Annotated in this window: 15 protein-coding genes; 3 read left to right on the top strand and 12 right to left on the bottom strand. The window is 50.6% G+C overall.

The window, feature by feature from the left end:
* Positions 1 to 21 precede the first annotated feature (21 nt).
* Both AC2YIT_RS03780 and AC2YIT_RS03775 read left to right on the top strand, forming a co-directional pair.
* Entirely contained in the window at positions 22 to 1,212 is a 1,191-nt protein-coding gene (locus AC2YIT_RS03780) for an MFS transporter (protein WP_487278269.1), read from the top strand.
* Positions 1,209 to 1,577: a DMT family protein gene (locus tag AC2YIT_RS03775; protein WP_430842299.1), complete on the top strand. Its 369-nt coding sequence runs from the start codon at positions 1,209 to 1,211 to the stop codon at positions 1,575 to 1,577. Before AC2YIT_RS03780 ends, AC2YIT_RS03775 begins: the two co-directional genes overlap by 4 nt.
* Before the next feature lie 44 nt (positions 1,578 to 1,621).
* Here the strand turns inward: AC2YIT_RS03775 and rbp are convergent, their stop codons facing one another.
* From rbp to AC2YIT_RS03750, 5 genes are all read right to left on the bottom strand, one after another.
* Complete coding sequence (gene rbp / locus AC2YIT_RS03770) at positions 1,622 to 2,290, bottom strand: RNA-binding regulator (RefSeq protein WP_430842301.1); 669 nt, start codon at positions 2,288 to 2,290, stop codon at positions 1,622 to 1,624.
* Positions 2,291 to 2,457: 167 nt separating this feature from the next.
* Complete coding sequence (locus AC2YIT_RS03765) at positions 2,458 to 2,589, bottom strand: hypothetical protein (RefSeq protein WP_487278268.1); 132 nt, start codon at positions 2,587 to 2,589, stop codon at positions 2,458 to 2,460.
* Between the two features lie 235 nt (positions 2,590 to 2,824).
* Positions 2,825 to 6,262 carry a 3-keto-alpha-glucoside-1,2-lyase-like domain-containing protein gene (locus AC2YIT_RS03760; RefSeq protein ID WP_487278267.1) on the bottom strand — a complete coding sequence of 1,146 codons (3,438 nt, stop codon included), beginning with the start codon at positions 6,260 to 6,262 and terminating at the stop codon, positions 2,825 to 2,827.
* A 53-nt stretch (positions 6,263 to 6,315) separates the two neighbouring features.
* Positions 6,316 to 7,593: a Gfo/Idh/MocA family oxidoreductase gene (locus tag AC2YIT_RS03755; protein WP_430842307.1), complete on the bottom strand. Its 1,278-nt coding sequence runs from the start codon at positions 7,591 to 7,593 to the stop codon at positions 6,316 to 6,318.
* A gap of 168 nt (positions 7,594 to 7,761) precedes the next feature.
* Complete coding sequence (locus tag AC2YIT_RS03750; protein WP_487278266.1) at positions 7,762 to 9,321, bottom strand: acyl-CoA carboxylase subunit beta; 1,560 nt, start codon at positions 9,319 to 9,321, stop codon at positions 7,762 to 7,764.
* A 79-nt stretch (positions 9,322 to 9,400) separates the two neighbouring features.
* On the opposite strand from AC2YIT_RS03750, the gene porQ reads away from it, so the two are divergent.
* The gene (gene porQ / locus AC2YIT_RS03745; RefSeq protein ID WP_487278265.1) at positions 9,401 to 10,492 is read left to right on the top strand and encodes a type IX secretion system protein PorQ; all 1,092 of its coding nucleotides are present in this window, start codon (positions 9,401 to 9,403) and stop codon (positions 10,490 to 10,492) included.
* A 9-nt stretch (positions 10,493 to 10,501) separates the two neighbouring features.
* Here porQ and AC2YIT_RS03740 read toward each other — a convergent pair whose 3' ends face one another.
* From AC2YIT_RS03740 to pyrF, 7 genes are all read right to left on the bottom strand, one after another.
* Complete coding sequence (locus AC2YIT_RS03740; protein WP_487278264.1) at positions 10,502 to 11,029, bottom strand: dihydrofolate reductase family protein; 528 nt, start codon at positions 11,027 to 11,029, stop codon at positions 10,502 to 10,504.
* A 62-nt stretch (positions 11,030 to 11,091) separates the two neighbouring features.
* Positions 11,092 to 12,594, bottom strand: a complete 1,503-nt coding sequence (locus AC2YIT_RS03735) for an ATP-binding cassette domain-containing protein (protein WP_487278263.1) — start codon at positions 12,592 to 12,594, stop codon at positions 11,092 to 11,094.
* A gap of 114 nt (positions 12,595 to 12,708) precedes the next feature.
* Positions 12,709 to 13,260 (bottom strand): type 1 glutamine amidotransferase domain-containing protein, encoded by a 552-nt coding sequence (locus AC2YIT_RS03730; RefSeq protein WP_487278262.1) that lies wholly within the window; start codon positions 13,258 to 13,260, stop codon positions 12,709 to 12,711.
* Positions 13,261 to 13,472: 212 nt separating this feature from the next.
* Positions 13,473 to 16,076 carry an ATP-dependent chaperone ClpB gene (gene clpB / locus AC2YIT_RS03725; protein WP_487278261.1) on the bottom strand — a complete coding sequence of 868 codons (2,604 nt, stop codon included), beginning with the start codon at positions 16,074 to 16,076 and terminating at the stop codon, positions 13,473 to 13,475.
* Between the two features lie 123 nt (positions 16,077 to 16,199).
* A complete protein-coding gene (locus tag AC2YIT_RS03720) occupies positions 16,200 to 16,664 on the bottom strand; it encodes a YciI family protein (protein ID WP_487278260.1) in 465 nt (154 codons plus the stop codon).
* 137 nt (positions 16,665 to 16,801) lie between these two features.
* Entirely contained in the window at positions 16,802 to 18,031 is a 1,230-nt protein-coding gene (lysA, locus tag AC2YIT_RS03715; protein WP_487278259.1) for a diaminopimelate decarboxylase, read from the bottom strand.
* Positions 18,032 to 18,070: 39 nt separating this feature from the next.
* On the bottom strand, positions 18,071 to 18,895 hold the full coding sequence (gene pyrF, locus AC2YIT_RS03710; protein WP_430842325.1) for an orotidine-5'-phosphate decarboxylase: 825 nt from the start codon (positions 18,893 to 18,895) through the stop codon (positions 18,071 to 18,073).
* Between the last annotated feature and the right edge of the window lie 53 nt (positions 18,896 to 18,948).

Here is an 18,948-nt window from a genome sequence, read left to right as displayed (position 1 = left end):
CTACAACCGTTAACCTAGTTTATGAAAAATTCGACCCGCTTTCAGTTGATGGCCATGATGTTCCTGCTCTATTTTGTGTGGGGTGCATGGTACGGGCAAATGAGCAAGTATATGTTTACAGAATTGGGCGCAACGGGCGTCCAGGTTGGAAATGCATACGCGGCATTCTCCATTGCGATGATCATCGCGCCATTCTTCGTGGGAATGATCGCCGACCGTTATTTCGCAGCACAAAAGGTGTTGGGTATCCTCAATTTGGTAGGGGCCGGTATTCTGTATTTGCTGTCGGAAGTCAAAGATCCTGACACGTTTTTCTGGGTGATCCTTGCTTATTGTATCACTTTCGCACCGGCGATGTCGCTTACGACGTCCATTGCCATGCAGCAGGTTACCAACTCCGAAAAGGATTTTCCCGCCATCCGTGTTATGGGAACCGTTGCCTGGATCGCGGTAACGAACATTATCGGATACTATGAAATTGGCGGTACCGCATTGATTTTCAAGATTTCAATGTTTACTGCAGCGTTTCTCGGCGTTTATTCTTTCTTCTTGCCTGATACCCCTCCAAAACCAAGTTCACACACCTCTTTTTCCGACATTTTGGGTTTGGACGCATTCAAATTGTTCAAGGACCGCTCTTTCGCAATCTTCTTTATTTCTTCCCTGCTGATCTGTATCCCGTTGTCATTCTACTATGCAATGGCAAACCCGTCGCTGACGGATTCCGGTATGACCAATGTGGAGAATAAAATGTCGCTTGGGCAAGCTTCGGAAGTTGTGTTCATGTTGCTGATCCCACTGGCTTTTTCTCGTTTCGGCGTGAAATGGATGCTGGTAGTAGGGCTTATCGCCTGGATCATCCGTTTCATCGGCTTCGGTTACGGCGACGCTTCGAGCGAATGGCTGCTCTACCTGGCGATTGTGCTGCACGGCGTTTGCTATGACTTCTTCTTCGTTACCGGCCAGATTTACACCGACAGCAAAGCGGGCGAGCAGTACCGTTCTTCTGCGCAAGGCCTGATTTCGATTGCTACCTATGGTATCGGTATGGGTATCGGTTCGTGGATTGCCGGTGTGGTGGCAGATATGTACACCGTCGACAATGTGAAAAACTGGACATCGATCTGGATGGTGCCTGCGGGCATCGCAGGGGTAGTACTGGTGCTGTTCGTGTTGTTTTTTCGCGATAACAAAGTTAAAGCAGCTGCATGAAATCAGTCCTGACTATAGGCCTTCTGGTATTGTCCAACGCCTTCATGACTATGGCGTGGTACGGACATTTGAAATTCAAGGAGATGGCCTGGTTTAGTAAACTGGGGCTATTCTCCATTATCCTCATCAGTTGGGGAATAGCCCTGTTTGAGTATTGTTTTCAGGTCCCTGCCAACAGGATTGGTTTTAAAGAGAATGGTGGTCCATTTTCATTAGTGGAACTGAAAGTGATCCAGGAAGTGATTACACTGGTCATATTCATGGTTTTTACGCTCGTTTTTTTTAAAACGGAGACATTCCGGTGGAACCACTTTGTCGGTTTCCTGTTTCTGGTACTGGCCGTTTACTTCATATTCAGGAAATGAAAAGAGCCTGCAAGTGATTGCAGGCTCTTTTCATTTGTAACGTATCAATCCCAATCATCGTCGCCACCTCCATACCGGCGGCCGTAATCTTTCGAACCGCCTCCGCCTTTTTTCGAGTAGCGGTCCTCCATTTTAGGCCGACCTCCCTGATGACGATTATGGTCATGTCCGCGATCGTGATGCCCTTTGTCGCGCTGCTTATCCGGCTGGCGGAAGTTACCTCCTCCCGAAAAGCCCCGGTCGCCGAAATTACGCTCGGCGGGTCTTGCCGGAGTGCCTGGTGCATCGTCATCATCCTGATCGTCGTCGTCCAGAGATGGTTCTTGCCGGTTATAGTCCCTACCTGTATTTCTATCTTGAGTATAAGGCGTTCTGTTTCCTGGACCGTCATTTCCCGCCGGTCGTGGCCGGTTAAAGCCCTCCCGACTGCGTGTATCGGGGCGGGGCGCACCACCGCCGTCGCCTCTTGGTTCTCTCTTCTGTGATTCGTTCACAACCAATGGCCTGCCATACATATCGGCCCCGTTCAATGCATTAATGGCGGTTCTGGCCTCTGTTTCATCAGGCATTTCCACAAACCCGAACCCTTTGCTTTGACGTGTAATTTTGTCAATGATGATTTTCGCTGAGCTCACTTTACCATACTTTTCGAAAGCTTCACGCAGCTCGCTTTCCTTTAACTTAAAAGAAAGACTACCAACAAAAATGTCCATGAAACGCCTTGTTTTTTATTGATTTAGATGGAATAAATATATTTATTTTATCAACTCAAGAGCCAAACACAGCTTATTTACTTTTTTGATCTTGATTTTCTGATTATTATATCAAAGCTAAATAAAATTGCCCAAAGTGATCCAAGAGGGCATTTTTTAATTTTTTTCTATAATTTAAGCCTGACGTCATAGACAAAATCGCGGACCGACCGGATGGAATAGATTATCGCCTTGCAAAATGGCGGGTTGCGCAGGTAGTTGAATTCATCGTCCATGATCGCGGAGGGGATTTTGATCATCCCGTAATCGGCTTTCGGAATAAGTTGGTGCCAAAATCTTTGGTCGAGGCGGGTGCAGGGGCAGTTTCAAATCACCCGGCAAGGCGCTGATAGGCAAGTCTAAAATGTAGGCAGAATCTGTTTCAATGCGGTGATACTCAGTGCCCGTGGAATATCATCTATGTTGACATTAGCCGTGTATTCCGGTAAAGCCACGGAAATAGAAATGCCCCGCAAATTGCAGGGCATCTTCAAATTATTTCTTCTTCTTACTCTTTTTCTTTCCTGTCTCCACCGGTTCAGGTGCCGCTTTGTTCAGGTCTTTGATGCGGATATTCCTGAATTTGAGTTCGGAACCGTGGCCGAGGAATCCGAGGTGACCGCTGGTCCTTTTCAGGCCCGGGTGATCTTTATGGTCGGCTGTGCCGTTTTGGCTGGCTTCGGCAAGGTCGCCATCGAGGATTACGGTGCCGTTAAGGGTTACCTTGATTTTGGAGCCTTGCACGCGTACCTCTTCGTAGTTCCATTCCCCAACCGGTTTCAGATAGCCCCTTTTGGCAGGAATAATGCCGTATGCTGAACCGTGGTACTGATATTCGTGCAAATCTTTGTAAATATCTGCATCGTTGTCCAGGATCTGGATTTCGGTTCCTACGTAGGCTGCATCGCCTTCCATCGGCGTGCGGATACCCAGGCCGTTGTTCGCGCCCGGCGTAAGCTGGAATTCGAAACGGAAATCGAAATCGCTGTATTCGTCTTTGGTGTACAGATTGCCTTTCCCGCCTTTTTTTGGATCGACAACGAGCTCGCCGTTCTGAATGAAATAGTCGGTCTTGTTGCCCACCCATTCAAACATATTGGTACCATCGAAGAGCACTTTGAAACCCTCCTTCTGCTCGGCTTCGGGTAATGTGAATTCCGGGCGAGGGATTTCGCGAACGTAAATGTCGCGGTAGTGGATCTCGTTGCCATGCGCCTGCAATTCGAGTTGCTCTTTTGCGAAAATCGGCAAGTTGCGGTCCCAATAGTTTTCGAGCACCACATTATCCACCACATTTTCCCCGTTCAGGTCTACTGATACGCGATCTCCGATCATCGTGATATGGAAGGTATTCCATTCGCCAATCGCATTATCGGCTACTTTCGAAGGCTTGCTCGGGTTTTTTTGGTTATTATAGAGCCCTCCCGAGCCCACTTGCGCGCCTACGCTCACACGTGAGGTGTCCCAGATCTGTACCTGCGGCGTACCCCGGAGGTAAATGCCCGCGTCGCCATCTTTCTGAATTTTCCAGTCGACGTACATTTCGAAGTCACCGTATTGCTTCACGGTGCAAAGGTTATCGCCATGGCCGGAGAAAACGAGTTCACCGTCTTTGGCAAACCAATCCTTGAATGCCGCCTCATCCGCTTTCTTCTGCTTGAATGCCAGCGAATCAGCGCTCATTTTGCGGCGTGCGATCGGGTTTTGTACCAAACCTTTCCATCCCGAGAGGTCTTTGCCATTAAATAGCGATACAAAGCCCTCACCGGCAGGTAACTCAGCCAAATGCTTACGGATCGATTCTCTTTGGTAATCAGCGTCCTGGCCTTTCAAAAGCGGGCCAGCTTTGGTCAATAGCTCACGAATTTCAGCGCTGTACAGGTTTTTGTTACTCAATGCAATGTTCATAACAGCCTGCGCCGCAGCTTGCTGCGTACCTGCATTATCCAGGTATTTGCCGGCCAGCAGTAGTGAATTAAAGGTTCTGTTTCTTCCCAGTTCCTTGATAATCGCTTCCTTCTGCGCGTCGGTTTTGGCAATCGCCAATGCTTCGCGGAGCATAATCACTTTGTTGGCAGCTGTTTTGCCCGATTTTGCCGTGGCAGCAACATAGCCCGTCAACGCAGCATTGAAATCATCGGAATCGCTGGTGCTGCTTGCAATGTTGAGCAATTCTTTGGCAGCGCTCGCGTCGACCCAGGCGGAAAGTGCCGCGATAGCCGACTTCTTCTTCGTAGCATCCCCGTTTCCGTATGCTTCCACCACCGATTTCAAAGCCTTTTTACCACCAATACCAGCCAATACTGCAAGGTAATTACCTTGTTTATCAGCCGGGGCAGCTTGCATTTGTTTCAAAACAGCGTCGGTCTGGCTGTCTGCGTCGCCGCTTTCCTTAATCGCCGCGTTGATAGCGCTTTGTGTAGCCGCAATCTCGTCAGCATTGGAAACGCTATTCAATAATGCATACAGTTGTGGCAGATCGTTGCCGGTAGCCAGCGATTTCAATGCATTGAAAGCCGATTTCCGTACTTCGGGATTCGTGCTCTTCAACTGCGCTGAAACAACCGGCAATTTCGAACTGGCTGCACGGGCGGCCAGCACATCAATCAGCGCCGATTGTGCTGGTGCGGGAAGGGTAGGAACGGCCGTTGCGACCTGATCCACGAGTGAAGCGCCTTTGATCGTCAGCAAGCTGCTTTTAATCGCCGCGATTTCATCCGCATTGGCCGTTTTCAAAACCGGGATCAGCTTGGCAACGCTGCTTTCCTGTCCGATTCGTCCAGCGGCCCAGATCGCAGCCGTTTTTACTTTGCTATCTTTCGAAGTCAATGCCTTCAAAACCACCGGTAATGCATCTTTCGATTCCGCACGGCCCAGCATGGTAATAATCTCTGCCTGTACGGTAGGGTTGGCTTTTTTGAATGCATTCAACCATGGGGTAGTGCCGTCGGCCATCAGGTATTTCTGGCCTAATTTCAATGCGGCGGCACGGTATTGAGCGTCGGTACTCTGTAATGCGCTTACCAGAACGGGTACAGATTCTCTCTTTTTAACATCCGAATAAATCTTCAATGCAGAAGAGCGAGTTGCGGATTGCTTTACATCCGGCGTAGCTTTGATCAATGCGAGCGCCGCCTTTTCAGCAGACGCGGCATGGCCATTGGCGGCCAGATTTGCGAGGTATTTGAGGTAAACAGCTGTCGCGTCGGCTTCGTCGTAGCCGTAGGCGGCTTTCTGTGCAGCGCCCGCCAGAATACTTTCCGAAGAAGGTGAGCCGATTTCCGATAGTGCATAAAGGCTAACCTTGCGCAACTTGATATCGGAACTGGCAGCGGTTTTTTCGATGACCGCAGCGGCACTTTTGTTATGGCTGCCGCCCAATGCCTCGGTAATCGCGAGCTGTGCGCTTCCGCTGGCATTACCCAATGCTTCCAGTAAAGCGGCGCCCGCAGATGGCGAGCCTATGCGCGCCAATGTCCGCGCGGCAGGTTGTGAAAGTCTTTCGTCTTTGAGATACCCTTTCAAAACATCTACCGACTCATCTTTTCCAACGGTTTGAAGCTGGTAAATGAGGAAGTTTTTGCTGTCAGGATCATTCACTTTTGATAATGCTTCGCCGTAGGCTTCCGCAGCGTCTTTGCGCAGGGCCTCTTTGCCTGCCTGGGAAGCATAATAGGTGAAACCACCTAAAGCATATTGTATCTTAGTGTTATCTCCTTTGCCGAGGGGCGTGAGCATAGAGGCGATCTGAACCAGGCCTGGCTTGCCGAGCTGGGCGAGTTCTTCCATGTTTTTCTTCAATGCCGCCTCATTCTGGGAAGGGAGTTTCGACAACACCGCCTTCACTTTGGCGTCGAGCGAGTTGTCGTTTTGGGCCATGAGCTGCGAGGAAGCCAGGCAGAAGGCCATAATAGGGTAAAGTCTTTTTTTCATCGGATATGCCGGTGCTGCAAGCCGGAAGGCCTGTCAGTTTAGCTTTTAAGTTCTTAAATGGTCCAGGGGGCACGCATGGGCTGATCGATCAGCCTGTTTGCGCCTTCGTCGTCGATAAATTCCTGTTTGTCCGGATCGAATTTCAATGAGCGGCCCAGGCGCAATGCAATAAGGCCCATGTTCACGATCGTGCACGAGCGATGACCGTTTTCCTCGTTCAATGCGAACTTCTTGCGGTTCTTCACAGCGTCCACGAAGTCAGTAACCTGCGGCTCGGGATCGGGGAATGCGGCGAGTTTCTTTTCCAGGTCCGGAATATCCGATTTGAAATTTGGGTACAGCTTGCCTTTCGGGCCTTCGATGTACGCTACTTTGTCATCTTTGGCTTCGCCGTCGAGCACGATTTGGCAGCCATCGGCATAGGTGTAGGTAATACGGCGCCAGGTACCAACGGCTTCAGTGTGTTGCTGAGGGGCATCCACTTCCACGCTTACCGGGCTGGTATCGTCCTTACCGAGGAAATATTGAATAGGGTCGATGTAATGCTGGCCCATGTCGCCCAGGCCCCCACCATCGTAATCCCAGTAGCCGCGGAAGGTTTGGTGCACACGGTGTTCGCTGTATGGTTTGTACGGCGCTGGGCCAAGCCACATATCATAGTCGAGCTCGGCAGGTACCGGTTGAGGGGCATTGTTTGTTTTACCTACCCAATAAAACTTCCAGTCGAAACCGGTATGCTTGCTGACGGTTACTTTCAATGGCCAGCCGAGCAAGCCGCTCTGAACGAGCTTTTTAATGGGTTTAACAGTAGTATTCATTCCGTAGAAATTGCTTTCGAAACGAAACCAGGTGTTGAGTCGGAACACTCTCCCGTGCTGCTGAACGGCTTCCACCAGACGTTTGCCTTCGCCTATTGTGCGCGTCATCGGTTTCTCGCACCACACGTCCTTGCCCGCGCGGGCGGCGTCGGCGGCGATAATGCCATGCCAATGCGGCGGGGTAGCCACGTGGACGATGTCGACTTCAGGAAGCTGGATCAGCTCACGGTAGTCGGAGAAGGTTTTGACGCCCTTGTCGACCATATTGACCGCAATGTCGAGATGCCTTTTGTCCACGTCACACAATGCAACCACTTTGGTGCCTGCATAAGGGATGTGGCCGCGGCCCATGGAGCCGGTGCCGACAATGGCTTTGGTGAGTGTGTCGCTCGGGGCGAGGTAACCCTTTCCCAGCACATGGCGGGGAACGATCGAAAACGTTGCCAGCGTCGCCAGTGAGCCTTTGATAAAGCTCCTGCGTGAGGACGCGGAAAGTCCTTTCTCTTCTTTCATTCGTTAAGGTTCTTTTAGGAAGTAATTGAGATTGTTTAGTGCTTGTGAAATTAGGACAATATCAGGAATGTGCCAAAGCATTCCCGGGCATTACCCGATATTAATGGGGTAAGGCCAGGGAATAGGCTGTAAAATTCTGAAAAATGGGCAATACGCGCTGCGTGCTCGTTACAACGGAATGTTGCCGTGCTTCTTTTTGGGTAGCACATCCACCTTGTTTTCGAGCATTTCGAAAGCACGGATCAGCTTCGCGCGGGTCTGGTCGGGGTAGATCACCTCATCGATATAACCGCGGTGCGCGGCACGGTAAGGGTTGGCGAATTTGTGGGTATAATCGTCGATTTTCTCCTGCAATTTCTTCGCGGGATCCTCGGCCTGCGCGATCTCGCGTTTGAAAATAATTTCAGCCGCGCCGCTTGCTCCCATTACGGCGATTTCGGCGGAAGGCCAGGCGAAGTTCATATCCGCGCCGATGTGCTTGGAGTTCATCACATCATATGCGCCCCCGTACGCCTTGCGCGTGATCACGGTGATGCGCGGGACGGTGGCTTCGCAGAATGCATACAATAGCTTTGCGCCGTTGCTGATGATCGCATTCCATTCCTGATCGGTGCCTGGCAGGAAGCCGGGGACATCTTCGAGAACCAGTAATGGAATATTGAAACAATCACAAAACCGGACGAAACGGGCCGCCTTTTGGCTGGCATGAATGTCGAGCACACCTGCAAGCACGGCGGGTTGGTTGGCGACAATGCCGATGCTGCGCCCGGCAATGCGAGAGAAGCCTACCACGATATTCTCCGCAAAATTTTCATGTACTTCAAAAAAACTGTCGGCATCAGAAAGCTCGGTAATGACTTCCCGCATATCGTAAGGCTGGTTGGCGTTCTCGGGAATGAGCGTATTCAATGCAGGACGCAGCTCGTCGCCGGGCGTGTAGGGATACCGCGGTGCGTCGTCCTCGCAGTTTTGCGGCATATAGCTCAGCAGCTTTTTGATCGATTGCAGGCATTCGACCTCATTGGCGGACACAAAATGCGTCACACCCGATTTCGTTGCGTGCGTCATCGCACCACCAAGTTCTTCTGATGTTACTTCCTCGTGTGTTACAGTTTTGACCACATTGGGACCGGTTACGAACATATAGCTCGTGTTTTCAACCATTAAAATGAAATCCGTAATCGCGGGGGAATAAACCGCGCCGCCGGCGCATGGACCCATCACAGCCGAAATTTGCGGTATGACCCCGGAAGCCAGGGTGTTTTTATAGAAAATATCCGCGTAACCCGCGAGCGAAAGCACCCCTTCCTGAATGCGGGCGCCACCGGAATCGTTCAGACCGATGATCGGTGCGCCGTTTTTCATAGCGAGGTCCATCAGTTTACAGATCTTTTCTGCATGTGTTTCTGAGAGCGAACCGCCGAAAACCGTGAAATCCTGCGCGAAAACGTACACCAGCCGGCCATTGACTTTGCCATAACCCGTAACTACACCGTCGCCAAGGTAATGCTCCTTATCCAGCCCGAAATCCTTGCTGCGGTGCATCACAAACCGCCCTATTTCCTCAAAAGAACCTTTGTCGAGCAGAATGGAAATGCGTTCACGGGCGGTGAGCTTGCCCTTGGCATGTTGCGCCTGGATCCTGTTTTCACCGCCGCCCAGTTCAGCCTCAGCATTTTTTTGATCTAAAAGTTCTTTTTTTGAAACAGCGGCTGATCGGGATTCCATGTAATGCGGGGATATGGTTACATTTGTTGGGTTATAAATATAGCTGCATTTTAATGATTCGGGAAATTATAGGACGTTTATGAGGTCGACAGGCTGTGGTTTGCTTTTCCTGATCACGTGGCTTTGCTCGCCGTGGAATGCCGCTTTCGCCCAGGTGACGGGCGGCCGTACGCGCCTGGATTTTCTCCAATTACCTGCTCAGGCACGCAGTACCGCGTTGGGTTCCAACCACATTGCCGCGCAAGGTAACGACCCCGCATTATTTCTTCAAAACCCCGCATTGCTCGATTCGGCGAAGATTAATAACGTATCGCTGAACCTGATGCCTTACCTGGCGGATACCAAGTTTGTGAATATGGGTTATGCCAACCGCGTCCGCAAAACAGGCGGCATTTGGGCGGTTGGGCTGCAATACCTGAATTATGGTACGATGCAGGAAACGGACGACATCGGAAATGTGGTAGGGGAGTTCCGCGCGGCGGATTATGGCCTTTCAGCGGGTTACGGGCACACGCTAGGCGCTTTCACGTTAGGCGCGACGGCCAAGTTCGTGGGCGCGTCCATCGAAAGTTACCAGACCTGGGGAATGGCATTCGACTGGGGCGCTACATTCCGGCATCCGCAGGAGGACCTTACAATCGGTTTCGTGGCCAAAAACTTCGGCTTTTTAAAGCAGAACTACAATGGTGCATTGACGCCGGTATTGCCACTGGATATGCGGATAGGGGTAACCTTCAAACCCAAATATATGCCGGTCCGTGTGTCGTTGACTGCCCATCATTTAAACCGCTTCGATATGGTTTATAACGACCCGAACTTGTTTTATACTTACGATATCAATGGTACTAAGCTGCCCAAAAAAGTGGGAGTGGCAGAAAAACTAGGCAGGCATTTGTCGCTGGGCGCGGAAATATTGGCGCATTCCAACTTCCGCATTCTGCTCGGCTATGACCATTTGAAAAGGCAGGAGCTTCGTTTGACAAATCGCGGCGCACTGGCTGGATTTTCCTTCGGCACGTGGCTGCGCATTAAAAGGTTCGAAGTCGGCTATGGCCGGGCGCAATATGTACCGGGTTTTGGCAGCAGCTCCATTTCGATTGTGATGAACCTTAAAAACGGGTTTGTTCGAAACAAATGGGACGAGCCGGTGAAAGCCAGGCCCGTCCGCTAGCGCAATGCGTTACCTGCGCATGTAATGCAGTTGTACCAGACCTTTTTCAAAAGACTTACTGCTCACGAAAGTAAGGTTCTGCTCCGGTCTGCCATCCTTGAACAGTCGGATGCCATCGCCCAACAAAATGGGAATCAGTGAAACAATATACTCGTCAATCAGGTCGAGTCGTATGAGCTGGTTTACGACTTCTGCCCCGCCATCTACGAAAATATGTTTCCCTTCTTTTTGTTTCAGCTCGTCGATCAGCGCCTTCAGGTCGCCGGTGTGGAATCGGACATTGCCTTCCTGTGCACGCGGCGTGCGCGTCATGATGTAATATTCCTTATCTGGACGAAGGTATTCGATGCCCATCGCCTGCACCTTATCATACGTTTTACGGCCGATGATTACGGTGTCAATCGTGTCGATGAACTCGCCATAGCCGTAATCTTCACCCTCTTGTTCCACGAGGGAAAGAAAGGTCAGGTCGTCGTCGTGCTTGGCAATGTAGCCGTCGAGGCTGGCGGCAATGTAAACAAATACTTTTCTGGTCATAGCTGGTGATTTGATTAATACAGAAAAAGAGGATTTCCGTTTTTCACTAAAAGTTGGAATCGTTAACGCGATTCTATCACTTTTCCTTTTTCCAGTTTCAAATAATGCTCTACACAGCTCGGAATCTCGTTTGGATAATGCGAAACATAGATCAGAGTACGCTCATCGGTATCACAAATGGCATTTACAACCGACTTAAAATAGTCGATCGCGTCGGTGTCCAGTCCCTGGCAGGGCTCGTCGAGGATGAGCAACGGCGGGTTTTTGACCAATGCCCGCGCGAGCAGTACCATTCTTTGCTGGCCTTTGGAGAGCTGTGAAAAATCCTTTTCGATCAGTTCATGCACATGCAGGAGTTCGGCCACTTCATGTACACGCTCAATTTGCGTTTCGGTGAGTTTTTTGAAGAAAACACCTGTCGCATCGAAAAAGCCGGATGCTATGGTTTTGAAAACGGTGGTATTTCTGGGGAAATACAAGTGGAGTTCGGGCGAAACATGGCCGATCTTTTGTTTGATATCCCAGATGGATGCGCCTGCACCACCGCGTTTTTGATCGAACAAATCATAGTCATTTGCGAAACGCTGTGGATTATCAGCCGTAATGATGCTCAGCAAAGTCGATTTGCCGGAGCCATTCGGTCCGGATAATGCCCATTTTTCTCCCTTCGCGATCTTCCAGTTTACGCCGTCGAGAATCTGATCTTCTCCGTATTTGACACGGATATTTCTCAAATCGAGCGCGTGTTGAAAGCTGGTAAATTCAGGATGACCGAAATGCGCCAGTTTTTGCGGATCGGGCTGCGGAAATTGATGGGTATGGCTGGCTGCCGACCGAAATTGCACTACGGGTTTTTGCGCTTCAATTTGGCCGGCTTCCAGTTCGAGGACATCGGTAATGCATGGGGGGATTTCGGTAGCCGTAGTGGCCATAATGATGGTCACCCCTTGTTTGGTCAGTTCGGTTAATGCACTGCGGAGCACCTCACGCGAATGCACATCGAGGCCGCTGAATGCATTGTCGAGCATGAGTACTTTCGGCTTTTTCAGCAGCGACTTGGCTAAAAGCATTCTCCTCGTTTCGCCGTTGGAAAGCGTCACAAACGGGTGGTCGAGCAAATGGGTAATGGATAGCAAGCCTGCCACGCGATCCAGTTCTTCATCACTTACTTTGGAAGGGGCTAATGTTACCGATTTATCGTCGACCGTTCCTACCGGTTTCAATTGGTCGGTCAGGATCGCACGCACGCTGGGTGCGCGCTCGGACTCGTATGCATGAAAGCGTTGCTGATAATATTCGGCGCCGGCACTCACAATGCGGTTGAATGAGTAGTCGTTGGAAGCGAGCTCTATATTTTCGCGGACCGGTGTAGTCCAGCCGTAGACGATTTTGCCGCTCAGTACAGGCCATTTCCCCGCGATCACTTCCAGCAGGACCGACTTGCCGGAGCCGTTCGGGCCGATGATCGCCCAGTTTTTTCCTTGTTCAATATTCCAGTTGATTTTAGAAAGGACCGTTGATTCGTATTTGCGGACAGAGACGTTTTGGAGCGAAATGAGTGTCATGCGAAAACCAGGTAATGAAAGAGCAAATACCACAATTTTGGCTTTAAATGGAAACAAAAAGAGCATCCGTTACGGGATGCTCCTGCTAAGCGTTTGAATCTGTGACTAATGCAGTTAATGATGGAATTCCATATTGAACTCCCGGATCATCGTACTGACGAACGCCGAAAGATCGTCGGTGGTGCGGCTGGTGACGAGCCCGTTATTGGTTACCACCTCCTGGTCCACCCATATTGCGCCGGCATTTTCGAGATCATGGCGGATGGCGGCATACGAGGTAAGCGTGCGGCCCAGTACAACGTCGGCGTCGATCAGGATTTGGGGACCGTGACAGATCGCCGCCACCGGTTTTCCCGCGATAAAAAACGACCGCACAAAGTCGACCGCCTTTTGGTTGATCCTTAATGCGTCCAGGCCCATAACCCCGCCAGGAAGCAGCAGCGCGTCGTAGTATTCGGCACGTGCCATTTCAAGCGGGACGTCGACCCGGTGGTTTTCGCCCCAGTCCAAATGGCTCCATCCTTTCACAACGTCTTTGCTGGGCGAAATAACGTGGGTGGTCGCGCCGCGTTGGTTTAGGACTTTTCTGGGGCAGGTCATTTCAACCTGCTCAAATCCATCGGCAACCAGTATCGCGACTTTGATTGAATTCAGTGATTGTTCCATGGATTTAGGTGTGGATTAAAAGGTTAGACTATAAGAATAAATAATTGTACAAAAACTATGCCAATTTGTTGACTTGTTTTTGGGTCGAGCACGCGGCAGAGAGGCGGTGCGTAGCTTCCACAACGTGGGAATGGGGCCTGTGGTAAATCCCGATTTGGGGAAAATAAAAAGAGCGGCATCGCTGCCGCTCTTATATTAGCATTATTCCATGATTATATTTCTACGCCTCCGACGTTTTCGAAGACCAGGTCGCCTTTCGAGTCGAGCTCCATCATGATCACCGAATCTTTCGCAACCTGTCCGCTCAGAATGCCTTTCGACAATTCATTCAGGATTCTTCTTTGAAGTACCCTTTTCAGCGGACGTGCACCGAATGCCGGGTCGAAACCGTCTTCACCGAGCTTGGTAAGCGCCTCGTCGGTCGCGTCGAGCGTAATACCCTGCTCTTTCAGCATGTGCTGAATGCCTTTGAACTGGATATCCACGATTTTGCGAATGTTTTTCAGCGTCAATGGTTCGAAGAGTACGATCTCGTCGATACGGTTCAGGAACTCGGGTCTCACCGACGCTTTCAGCAAATCGAGTACGGCCTGCTTGGCTTCCTCGATGATCAGCGTATGGTTCCAACCTTCGTCCTCCGCGAATTTCTCCTGGATAATGTGGCTGCCGATGTTCGACGTCATGATAATGATCGTGTTCTTGAAATTCGCCACGCGACCCTTATTATCGGTCAAACGACCTTCGTCGAGCACTTGGAGCAGGATATTCCACACATCCGGGTGCGCCTTTTCGATCTCGTCGAGCAGGATTACGCTATAAGGTTTGCGACGCACGGCTTCGGTAAGCTGGCCGCCTTCATCGTAGCCCACGTATCCCGGAGGCGCGCCCACGAGGCGGCTTACGGCGTGGCGTTCCTGGTACTCGCTCATATCGATCCGGACCATGGCATTCTCGTCGTTGAACAGGTACTCGGCCAGCGTTTTCGCCAATTCGGTTTTACCTACACCTGTCGGGCCGAGGAAGAGGAAGCTGCCGATAGGCCGTTTCGCATCCTGCAAACCTGCGCGGCTGCGGCGTACGGCGTCGGATACGACTTCAATAGCCTCATTCTGGCCAGCTACACGCTGGTGCAAATGCTCTTCGAGTTGCAGCAGCTTTTCGCGGTCGCTTTGCAGCATTTTGCTGACAGGTATACCGGTCCATTTAGCTACTACTTCGGCAATATCTTCCGGCGTAATTTCTTCCTGCATCAGGCTTTCCGCATGCTCCGATTTTTGAAGTTCTTCCAGTTTGGCCTGGACCTCGGGAATGCGGCCGTAGCGGATCTCGGCAACCTTACCGAAATCGCCCGAACGTTCGGCCTGTTCTGCTTCAAGGCGCAGCTGCTCGCTTTGTTCTTTCAATGCACGCACCTCGTTTACCTTACCCTTCTCGTTTTCCCATTGGGCTTTCAGGGTATTGCGTTGCTCGCTGAGGTCGGCGATTTCTTTGTTAAGGACGGTTTCTTTATCCTTATTATTTTCACGACGGATCGCTTCGCGCTCAATTTCGAGCTGCATGATGCGGCGGTTCAGCTCGTCGAGTTCCTCGGGGACGCTATCCATTTCCAGCCGGAGCTTGGAAGCGGCTTCGTCCATTAAGTCGATCGCCTTATCGGGCAGGAAACGGTCGCTGATGTAGCGGTTCGAAAGCTCCACGGCAGCAATCACTGCGTCGTCCTGGATGCGGACACCGTGGTGCAATTCATATTTTTCCTTAATACCCCGCAGAATGCTGATCGCATCGGAAATATTGGGCTCATCTACCATCACAGCCTGGAAACGACGTTCCAAAGCCTTGTCTTTTTCGACATATTTCTGGTATTCTTTCAGCGTTGTAGCACCGATCGCGTGCAATTCTCCGCGTGCCAATGCCGGTTTCAGCAAGTTGGCAGCATCCATGGCGCTTTCGCCACCGCCACCCGCACCGATCAGCGTGTGGATCTCGTCGATGAAAAGTACAATCTCGCCTTCCGAATCGGTTACCTCTTTGATAACGGCTTTCAGCCTTTCTTCAAATTCACCTTTGTATTTCGCGCCGGCGATCAGCAAACCCATATCGAGCGACACGATGGTCTTCGACTTAAGGTTTTCGGGAACGTCGCCCTGCACGATACGTTGGGCCAATCCTTCCACGATCGCGGTTTTACCCACACCCGGTTCACCGAGCAGGATCGGGTTATTTTTGGTACGGCGGCTCAATATCTGTAATACCCGCCTGATCTCTTCATCACGGCCGATCACCGGGTCAATTTTACCGGCTTTGGCCAATTCATTCAAATTTTTGCTGTACCGTTCCAGAGAGCGGTATTTGGCTTCTGCGTTTTGATCTTTCACAGGGTTATTCTTTCCTCTAAGTTCTTTGATTGCATTGATCAGTTCCTTTTCCTTGAATCCCAGCTCCTTCATCATGGTGGCTGTGGAATCTTTTCCGCTGAGTATACCCAAAATCAGCAGCTCGATGCTGATGAATTCGTCTCCGAATTCTTTCAGATAATTCTGAGCCTTGCCACTGGCAGCGGCCATATCGTTGCCCAGGTAGGGCTGTCCCCCGCTGACACGCGGGTATCCGTCCAATATCTTTTGCAAACGGTTGTTGAGTACGTCTGCGCTGATATTGAGTTTGTTAAGTAGAAATTGTGACGTATTCGGATCCTCTTCCAAAATGGATTTCAACACGTGCCCCGTTTCAATGGCCTGCTGCTGGTTGCCCTGAGCCATTTGGGCGGCGTGCTGGATAACCTCCTGCGCCTTGATAGTATATTGGTTAAAGTTCATGGCGTTGATCGCTTTGTTAATGGTACAACCCAAACTGAAAAATGGTGTGCCGACGGATTAAATCGGAAATTTTGTCTCAAAGAAGTGACGTAGTGCGATTGTTTCGGACAAAATGGCAAGAAATCAATGGGTTTTCTTCTCGATCTTCTTGTGGATTTCGAGGGTTTCGGACAGGGCGGCGGAGCCATACCACATCAGTAAATCCATATCGAGCAGTTTCGCTTGCACGGCCGGGTCGGTTTCAACAAGTTTCCGGCCTTCCTCGATAGAGTCTGCATTGAGGATGAAAATGCCGCGGTACTTATCATTTTTGAAGAACGGGCCTGCTACCACAAGCTTTCCGGTCTCGGCCAGACGGTTGATGTTCTGCATATGCCCTGCAAAGGCACTGTCCGATCTGCTTTTGGGAACGTTTGTCGCGCTGCCGGTTTTGAGGAAAACCATCACATACTTTTTCATACCATATTCATCCGCATTCAGTTTTTTGGCAAGCGTGGAATCGTAGGCGGTATTGGCCGACTGTGCAATGCCGTCATTGGAAATAGCCGAGAGGCAAGCCAGCAGGAGTGTGGAGTACAGTGTTTTCATTCGTCATCTGTTTAAGTATAGGTTAATGACTAAATGTATTGAAATTTTGACTGAAAAGGAATGCACGTCGGTACCAAAAACAAGAAGCTGCACAGGTACTTTTGTGCAGCTTCCATCGATGTATTTGTAGCTAATTCTTAAAGGTCGGTTTGCGTTCTCAACAAATCCTCCATCGTTTCGCGGCGGCGCACCAACTTCGCCAGGCCGTTGTCGATCAGCACTTCGGCCGGACGGAAGCGGGCGTTGTAGTTTGAACTCATCGTCAGGCCATAGGCGCCCGCATTCAGGAACGCCAGAACATCGCCCTTACGGACTTCCGGAAGCTCACGATCGGTCGCGAATGTATCGGTTTCGCAGATATAGCCTACCACATTATAATGCTTCAACTCGCCTTTCGGATTTGAAATATTGAGAATGTGGTGGTAAGAACCGTACATCATCGGCCGGATCAGGTGGTTCAAGCCCGAATCGACATGTACGAAGTTACGCGCCGGGTCTTCTTTTACCACGTTGGTCGTTACAAAAAGAAAGCCCGATTCGCTCACCAGAAACTTGCCCGGTTCAAACCAGAGTTGCAACTCGCGACCATATTCCTGGCAGAAGGTCTGGAATCGTTTCGAGATCTTTTTACCCAGTAAATCCATATCGGTAACGGCGTCGCCTGGCAGGTAGGAAACTTTGAAACCGCCACCCAGGTCTACCACTTGGAGGTCCGGGAAATGTTTCGCGGTTTCGAAAAGGATATCGGCCACTTTCAGGAACGGCTCAGCGTCTTTAATGTCCGAACCGGTGTGCTGGTGCAGGCCGATTACTTTAATATCGTATTTTTTGATCACTTCCAAAATCTGATCCAGGAGCAGCACCGAAATGCCGAATTTGGAGTCGGCATGAGCCGTCATGATCTTGGTATGCCCGCCCGCAGCCACATTGGGCTTAATACGGATCATGCAAGGTTTGGTATTGCCATAAGTTTGTCCAAACCATTCGAGCAGCGGGATGCTGTCGACGTTTACAATGGCGCCGGCTTCCACCGCCTCGCGTACTTCTTCGAAGTCCACACCGCTGGGCGTAAAAGTGATTTGGCCGGCATCGTAGCCTGCCATTTTCCCCATTTCAAATTCGCCCGGTGACACCACATCCAGTTCCACCCCGATTTCGCGCATCAGTCGCAGCACAGCCAGGTTGGTATTGGCCTTGCAGGCATATTTGATCTTCATATTCACTCCGGCAAATGCATGTTGCAGCTCGGCCGCCTTTCTGCGGATGGTCGCTCCGTCGTATACATAAAGGGGGCTTCCGTACTGGTTAATGAGCTGGACAGGGTCGATTCCCTGGATAGAATAGGGGTAATGGTCAGAAAGTTGCATTTTGTGATATGGCGGTAGTGACGTGCCGGAATGATTGGATTACAAATATTTGTCGAGATAAATGGCCATTTCCTGTTGCAGCGCTGCTGCTTCGTGCTTCGCTTTTTCGGCGAAATCGGTACCATTGCCGGCATAGATAATGCTGCGCGATGCGTTCACGAGCAATCCGCAACTCTTGTTCATGCCAAACTTTGAAACCTCTTCCAGGTTGCCGCCTTGCGCGCCTACGCCGGGTACGAGCAGGAAATGATCAGGTACAATAGCGCGTATTTTCTGGAAATCAGACGGATGCGTGGCGCCTACCACGTACATCATGCGCTCCGCGCCTGCCCAGGTCTGCGATGTACGAAGCACGTTTTCATATAATGTATCGCCTTCGACGTCGAGCCGTTGGAAATCGGCACTGCCGGGGTTGGAGGTCAATGCGAGCAAAATCACCCATTTGTCTTGGAATGCAAGGAACGGCGTCACCGAATCGCTGCCCATGTAGGGAGCCACGGTGATGGAATCGAATTCGAGGCCGGAAGAGGATTTGTCGAAAAACGCGCGGGCATACAGGCCCGACGTGTTACCGATATCACCGCGTTTGGCATCGGCAATGGTAAAATGGCTTTTAGGAATGTACTCGACCGTCTTTTGAAGGCTCTCCCAACCTTTTGGTCCCAGCGCTTCGTAAAATGCGATGTTGGGTTTGTAGGAAACGCAATAGTCGGCGGTGGCGTCGATGATCTGCTTATTGAATTCAAAAATCGGATCGTCGGTTTTCAACAAATGCGCCGGGATTTTCTGGATATCGGTGTCCAAACCCACACACAAATAGGACTTTTTGGTCGAAATTTGCTGGAAGAGCTCTTGATAAGTCATGATTTTGTAAATATTGCGGCGAAATTACAACCTCTTCCAATAGATTCATAAAT

The organism is Dyadobacter sp. SRI_021, assembly GCF_057586235.1.
This window is presented reverse-complemented; position numbering and strand designations above follow the sequence as displayed.